Here is a 7,523-nt window from a genome sequence, read left to right as displayed (position 1 = left end):
TGCCGCAGCCCGGTCGCGCGCGCACCCGCTGCCTTGCTGGTGCGCGACGCCGAGACTGTTCAGGGCGTCGGGGTCGCCGTGCTCCGCGGCGCGTTGCCACCACTGGACGGCCTCGGTGGCGGTGGCCTCGTCGCCCGCGTTCTGCAGCAGCACGGCCAGGTTGTTCTGCGCCACGACGTGACCCGCCTCGGCCGCGTGCCCGTACCAGTGTCGGGCCGCCTCGGTATCGGTGGGGTCGGCCTTCTCCGCCATCACACCCAAGTTAAAGCTGGCATCGCTCAGCCCCTGCGCCGCAGCCTGCTCCCAGTACCCGCGCGCACGCTCGGCATCGGCCTCCAGGCCCAGGCCGTCGGCATACAGAATCCCCATACCCAACTGGGCCCAGGCAGAGCCCGCCTCGGCACTGGCCGCCCAGAGCTCCCCGGCGGTCCGATAGTCGCCCCGTTCAAATGCGGCAAAGCCGTCCTGATCGGCTTGGCTCGGCCCTTCGGGCTGTTCCGGATGCGGCGGGTTGGCAGGCGTACCCATGGCGGTGTTTCTCGCTGACAGTGTTTACGGAGCGCCCGAGCATACAGTCTGGGCATCCGGCCGCAAGCAACCCAGGGCCCTGACCGCCACGTTGCGGAACGGAAACGATGGGTGTCCTCGTCTTCGTCGCCCGTGAGGTTTCATCACGACGGAGAAGCAAGCACCGTCATCGCGAGGCGCGCAGCGCCGTGGCGATCTCTGTGGATGTTTCCGGCGCTGATCGAGGCGGACTTCTGGGGTTGCATTCGGAGATGGCCACGGCCCCGGCGGGGCCTCGCCATGGCGCGGCAGGGAACGTGGGTGTCCTCGTCTTCCGTTTAGGTGGGTGTCCTCTTCTTCCGCAAGCGCTCACAGGATGCCCCGGCGCCGGTCGAGGCGCACGTCCCGAGTCGCGTTCCGAGATGGCCACGGGCTCCTGCGGGGCGCCGCCAAGGTCCAGCGCCGTCACGCTCCAGAAATGGTGTGTCCTCTTCCGCGACGGCGTCAGAGATGTCCGAAATTACTTGAACGCCACATCTGGTTCGCGCTGTATCGTTATTGCCCCGCCCTGATGCAGTAATGCGCCTATTGAGGGCATCTCTCCGGGGTTAAGCCCTCTGACGGTGCGCGTCGCACTGGAGCAGCGCAGAGATGAAGAATGAAACGCGATTTTCGGTACTGGCCATCCGGTACGGATTCGGCGGCCTCGGCGCATGCCCTGTTGGGCCGCTGTAGCGGCGTGAGAGGCGCATTGCGACCCGAATCTCGGGTTGATCGGACCTAGTTGGTGCCGAATTTGCTTCGGTGGTGGCTATGGCGATCGTCCGCTCTGAATACAGGCCATCTGCATGCAATTGACGCCAGTCGACGTCGTTTGGCTGCTGGTCAGCGCGACACTCGTGTTGTTGATGCAGTTGGGTTTCCTCTCGCTCGAGGCCGGCGTAACTCGAAGCAAGAACGCCATCAACGTCGCGATGAAGAACGCGACGGATCTCGTGCTGACCCTGCTGGCTTTCTGGGCCGTGGGTTTTGGCGTCATGTTCGGGCCCAGTTTCACCGGTCTGTTCGGCACAGGCTTCTGGTTGCCGGACCTCGGCGAACTGGGCGTGGAGAAAACTGCCTTCTTCGTCTTCCAGGCGATGTTCGCCGCAACCGCTGCGACCATCGTATCCGGGGCGGTCTCGGAGCGGATGTCCTATGTCAGCTACGGCCTTGTGACGCTGGTTGTGGTTGTCTTGATCTATCCATTGAGTGGTCATTGGGCCTGGGGTGGCGTGATCGCGCCGGGCGACGGCTGGCTGGCCGCAATGGGCTTCGTCGACTTCGCCGGCTCGACGGTGGTGCACAGCGTGGGCGGTTGGGTTGCGCTGGCCGCTGTCATCGTGATCGGCCCGCGCATCGGGCGCTTTACCGAGGACGGCGTGCAGCGAATTCCCGCCAGCAATCTGCCACTGGCTGTGCTCGGCGGACTGTTTTTCCTGCTTGGCTGGATTGGGTTCAATGGCGGTAGCGAGCTGGGACTAACCGACCGGGTACCGGCGATCATCGGCAATACCTTCCTGGCTGCGGCGGCAGGAGCGGTCTCGGCCTTTTTTCTGAGTCGGCGCGTTAAGGGAAGGCACGTCGACAATCTGTTGGTGCCGCTGAATGGCCTGATTGCCGGTCTGGTGGCGATAACGGCCGGAGCGCACGCGGTTTCTACCAGTATGGCGGTGTTCATCGGTGCGGTCGGCGGAGCGGTCATGCTGGCGGCCGACTTGTGGATGATCCGGCGCCGTCTGGACGACAGTGTCGGTGCGGTACCGGTTCACCTGGCGGCCGGCATCTGGGGCACGCTGGCGGTAGGGCTTTTCGGGCAGCCGGAGCATCTTGCCACTGGCCTGGGCCGTCTGGAGCAGGTGGGCGTGCAGGTCCTGGGCATCGTCGCAATCGGCGCGACCACCTTCGTCCTGGCCTGGCTGATACTGCGCGGGATCGACCGGTGGCGCCCGCTGCGTGTGAGCGTGGAAGATGAAAAAGTCGGGCTCAACGTTAGCGAGCACGGTGCCCGCACTGACCTGATCGACCTCTTGAGCGCGATGGAGCGGCAGGCCAGCGACGCCGATCTCTCGCGGCGCGTGCCGGTCGAGCCATTCACAGAGGTCGGATTGATCGCACGCCGGTATAACGAAGTAATGGCGGCACTGGAAAGCGCCGTCAACCGGACGCGAACGATGTTTCGCGACATGAGCGAGGGCATCGTGACGTTCGATCCGGCCGGCCAGGTGATCAGCCTGAATCCCGGCGCGGAAAAACTGCTCGCGATTAACGAGAAGGGTATCAGTGGCCGACCCCTGGACGAGTTACTGCAGCCCCTACTGGGTGCACGCCTGGCTCGAGGTATCCAGCAGCGTCTCCAGTCCGGCGGTGTGGAGGAAGTCGAGGGACAGATCAACGATCAGAAACGCTATCTGGAGCTGCATGCCTCGCCAAGCACGGATGGAGGGCAGGCTTTCTACACTGCGGTGATTCGGGATATCACCGAGCGCCGGCTGGTGCAGAACCAGCTGGATCGCGAGCGGGAACTGGCTCAGGTGACCCTTGAGTCGATTGTGGACGCGGTGGTCGCTACGGACGAAAAGGGCCGGGTTCGGTTTATCAATGCCAGTGCCGCAAGCCTCAGTTGCCAGCCGACTGACAAGGCAGAAGGGCTGCCGCTGTGCCGGTTGTTCCGTTTCGAGGAACAGTCGATGCCGAAAGACTGCGATGACGTGATGGCCTCACTGCTACGCGAGAGGAGCGTGCAGAACAGTTCCACGACCTGGAGTCTGGTCGATGCATCGGGTGAGAAGCGGGTGGTCCGATACACGGCCGCGCCGATTCTGGACCGCGAAGACAGCGTAGCGGGCGGGATTCTGGTTTTGCACGATGTCACCGAAGCGCAGGCCATGGAGCGCCAGTTGTCCTGGCAGGCCACGCACGACGCCTTGACCGGCCTGTTCAACCGCAGGGAGTTCGAGTCGCGGCTGGGCGAGTTGCTGGCGAGCGCTCGCGATCAGCACCGACGCCATGTGCTTTGCTACATCGACCTGGATCAGTTCAAGGTCGTCAACGATACCTGTGGCCACCTTGCAGGCGATGAACTGCTGCGTCAGATCAGCCGTGTGATCGGGGGCTGTCTGCGCGAGAGCGATATCTTCGCTCGGCTTGGCGGGGACGAGTTCGGCGTGATCCTGCGAGATTGTCCAGTCAGCGGGGGGCAGAGTGTCGCTGAAAAGATCCGCGAAAAAGTACATCGATTCCGGTTTCCCTGGAAGGGCCGTCAATTTGCTCTCGGCAGCAGTATTGGTCTGGTCGCCCTGGAAGCGGGTTGCAGTGATCTGGCCGAAGTGCTCGGGCAGGCCGATGCCGCCTGCTACGTGGCCAAGGAGCACGGGCGCAATCGCGTGCACCTGTTCGAGCCCGACGACAAGGACCTGGCCGAGCGGCAGGGCCAGATGCAGTGGGCCGCGCGCATCCGCAGCGCGCTGGACCGCGACCGGCTGCGGCTCTATTTCCAGCCCATCGTGCCGGCGGCGGACCCGGATGCCCCGGCGGTGCACCACGAGATCCTGGTACGTCTGCTCGACGATGAGGACAACCTGGTCCCGCCCAGCGCCTTCATACCGGCCGCGGAGCGCTACGGCCTGATGCCGGAGGTCGACCGCTGGGTGCTGCGTAACACGTTCGCCTGGATGGGCGACATGCAGCGCGCCGATCCGGAGCACGCGACCATCTGCGCGATCAACCTGTCCGGTACCAGCCTCGGCGATGAGTCGCTGCTGGCAGAGATCCAGGCGCTCCTGGAACAGCACCAGGTCCCCGGCGCTTCGGTCTGTTTCGAGATCACCGAGACCAGCGCGATTGGCAGTTTCGATGCCGCCCAGCACTTCATCGAGACGCTATCCACCACCGGTTGCCGGTTCTCGCTGGACGACTTCGGTTCGGGGTTGTCCTCTTTTGGGTACCTGCGCAACCTGCCGGTGCATTACGTGAAGATCGACGGCGTGTTCGTGCGCGAGATCGCGAACAACCCGACCGACGAGGCCATGGTCCGATCAATCCACGCCATCGCCCACACCATGGGCCTGCAGACCATTGCCGAATTCGTCGAGGACGCCGCATCCGTCGAGTGCCTGGCCGCCATCGGCATCGACTACGTGCAGGGCTACTACATCGACCGCCCGCGACCGCTGGAACAATTGGGCGGGGTGAGGTGCATGCCACGGTGATGCCTGCGGCAGAGAGCAGAACTGTCACCTGGGTGTTGTATTAGGGGCGTGGTTCAATCCGTCCCTGACCAGGTGGGTTACGGCCTGCTCCCGGAGCGATAGAGTTCGAGCAGGTCAAAGCGGGGGTTGCAGGTCGGGTTCGGGCCAGAAGGGCCCCGGATGAGGCGGGCGAGGCCACCGTTCACTTTTCGGCCCGAAAATAGGCCTTTCAAGCCCCTATACAGCCCCAATAGAGGGCAGTCGCCATTTACATTCAACGGCTTATATAGATCCGACCCCGTCCTGGTAGGTTTAGTGGGTTTGGGCGCGTGTACACTGCGGAGATCTTTAGGCTGGGGCAGCAGGAGGGCCGGGCGATGAGCAAGGACATTCACCTCGCGGTGTTAATCGATGCGGACAATGTACAGCCGGCGATTGTGGAGGGACTTCTCGCAGAGGTCGCCAAGTACGGCACTGCAAGCGTCAAACGGATTTATGGCGACTGGACAGGGCCTGAACTAAAGGGCTGGAAAGAAACCCTTCTGCAGCACTCCATCCAGCCGGTTCAGCAGTTCGGCTATACCCGCGGCAAGAATTCCACGGACAGCGCGCTGATCATTGATGCGATGGATTTGTTGTATACCGGTAATTTCGCCGGATTTTGCCTCGTTTCCAGTGATAGTGACTTCACGCGGCTTGCCTCGAGGATTCGCGAGTCTGGACTGACCGTCTACGGATTTGGCGAGCGGAAGACGCCAGCCCCTCTCGTGGTAGCCTGCGACAAGTTCATCTACACCGAAGTCCTGATCGAGGGTAATGAAGAGGAGCAGCAATCCCGGAAGCGCTCCGCCAAAGAACTTAAGTCTGATACTCGGTTGGTGACCGCGTTGCGCAACGCGGTCGAGGCGTCGTCGGACGAGGACGGCTGGGCACAACTGGGGCCGGTGGGTAGCAATATCGCAAAGCAGAGCCCCGAGTTCGATGCGCGCAACTTTGGTTACCGCAAGTTGCGTGACCTGGTCGAGGCGACCGGATTGTTCGACGTTCAGGCACGTTCCGCAGCCGACGGGGCTTCCAAAGTTATCTATGTGCGGGATAAGCGCAGGCAGTAGGTTGGGCGACACTTCAACGGCCCAACCAAATCCCGTCGCCGCGAGGCCCGCAGTGCCATGTCGAGATCGGGCATCATTGTAGGACGCTGGCGAGGATGCGTTCGCTGTCCTCGGTCGCCTCGGCCATGATTTTCGCGACGGTACCGCCAAAGACGCGGGCCACGAGACCCGTGTTCATGCGGGATACGATCACCGTGCCGTCGGTTCGTTCGTAGACCGATACGCGGCAGGGCATCATCGAGGTCACGATCAAGTTAGCCTCCTCGCTGAGGAGGGTGCCGGCATGGTCCGGCTGGCAGAGTTCGAGCACCGTGGCCGGAACGACATCGTAGCCGTGCTCCGCGACTGTACTGGTCAGATCATGCTTGGTCGGGATGGACCAGCCTTCGTTTTCGGCTGCAGCCTCGATGCGTTCGATGGTCTCCTCAAAACCGTACTGGCTTGGATCCTCGACAATCATCAGGGAGGGTGCGGCGTTGTAGGCGTAAACGAAGGTCAGGATGACTCCGGCAATAAGTCCAACGAGAACGCCTGGAAAAAAACGTGTCTGCATGTCTTCTCCAACGGTAAGGGTGGTTTCTGACTCGGTCCGGTCAGGGAGGTGGAATCGCGCGGCGGAAGCTCGTACGGAGCCGGCTTTCCACCCGGCTGACCGGAGAGTGGGCCGTGCAATTCGAAACTACCAAGAACACTAGCAGAAGGCCACGCGACTACGGCGTTGGGCGCTCTGTCGCCAGGCCCCCTACGCCGAAGGGGTCAGTACGCTGAAGGGGTCAGCAGTACGCTGAAGGGGTCAGACCTTGCCTTTTGCCCTCCGTACCACCACAGGCGCAAAAGGCAAGGTCTGACCCCCATGGTGCGCCGGTGTCCTCTCCTTCCCTCGGGTGTCCTCTCCTTCCCTCGCTGTCGTGGTACGGAGGCAAAAGGCAAGGTCTGACCCCCATGACCGCGCGATTCCTGCCCGAACCCAATCTGGTCCTAGCGGAGCCGTCAGGGCGGATCGTCAGCGCCGGGGGTACTACGTCCTGGCACGATCTGGCCCTGCATATCATCGCGCGCCATCTGGGCCCGGTGGAGGCCATCCGCATCGCCAAGGTGTATCTGCTCAAGTGGCACGATGAAGGTCAGGGGCCTTATACCCCGCTGGTGCTGAAATCCGAACATACCGACGCCCGAATCCGCCAATGCGAGGACTGGCTGAGCCGAAATTTCGCCGAGCACTCGGCGATCCGCTTGCTCACCGAGGAATCCGGCCTTGCCGAACGCACCCTGAAGCGGCGCTTCAAGCAAGCCACTGGCGTATCCCTCGTGCACTACCTGCAGAACGTGCGCGTCGAAAGGGCCAAGCACCTGCTCGAAACCACCACGATGTCCATCGAGGAGATCAGCTTCGCGGTCGGATACGAGGACGTATCGTTTTTCCGTGAGCTGTTCCGGCGGCTGACGGGCACGACCCCGGGGCGTTATCGCAGGCTCTTCTTTGCCGGCACGGATCTGGATGCCCGGCAGGCCCATCCGGACAAGGCCGCGAGCTGAAGACTGGATAGGGTCAAGGCGGGTGTCCCCTTCACAGGCCGGCACCGTCATCGCGAGGCGTGCAACGCCGTGGCGATCGCTGACGGGATGGCCGGGCGCTGATCGAGGCGGACGTCCGGGGCGGCGTTTGGAGATGGCC

General features: G+C 63.0%; 4 protein-coding genes and 1 pseudogene. 3 read left to right on the top strand and 2 right to left on the bottom strand.

Going from position 1 to position 7,523, the window contains the following annotated elements; all coding sequences use genetic code 11:
- A partial coding sequence (locus D106_RS0114105; RefSeq protein WP_018880426.1) for a tetratricopeptide repeat protein occupies nucleotides 1-528 on the bottom strand: 528 nt, incomplete at its 3' end.
- 827 nt (nucleotides 529-1,355) lie between these two features.
- Here D106_RS0114105 and amt point away from each other — a divergent pair.
- Nucleotides 1,356-4,757, top strand: coding sequence for an ammonium transporter (amt, locus tag D106_RS0114100; protein ID WP_026280692.1), 3,402 nt, complete (start codon nucleotides 1,356-1,358; stop codon nucleotides 4,755-4,757).
- 356 nt (nucleotides 4,758-5,113) lie between these two features.
- On the top strand, nucleotides 5,114-5,848 hold the full coding sequence (locus D106_RS0114095; RefSeq protein WP_018880424.1) for an NYN domain-containing protein: 735 nt from the start codon (nucleotides 5,114-5,116) through the stop codon (nucleotides 5,846-5,848).
- A 73-nt stretch (nucleotides 5,849-5,921) separates the two neighbouring features.
- Here the strand turns inward: D106_RS0114095 and D106_RS0114090 are convergent, their stop codons facing one another.
- The gene (locus D106_RS0114090; RefSeq protein ID WP_018880423.1) at nucleotides 5,922-6,401 is read right to left on the bottom strand and encodes a DUF302 domain-containing protein; all 480 of its coding nucleotides are present in this window, start codon (nucleotides 6,399-6,401) and stop codon (nucleotides 5,922-5,924) included.
- A gap of 398 nt (nucleotides 6,402-6,799) precedes the next feature.
- Here D106_RS0114090 and D106_RS14395 point away from each other — a divergent pair.
- Nucleotides 6,800-7,384, top strand: a pseudogene (locus tag D106_RS14395) (GlxA family transcriptional regulator); the annotation flags it as partial.
- Between the last annotated feature and the right edge of the window lie 139 nt (nucleotides 7,385-7,523).

Origin of the sequence: Thioalkalivibrio sp. ALE9, from assembly GCF_000377445.1 — a bacterium.
Classification (GTDB): Bacteria; Pseudomonadota; Gammaproteobacteria; order Ectothiorhodospirales; family Ectothiorhodospiraceae; genus Thioalkalivibrio.
This window is presented reverse-complemented; position numbering and strand designations above follow the sequence as displayed.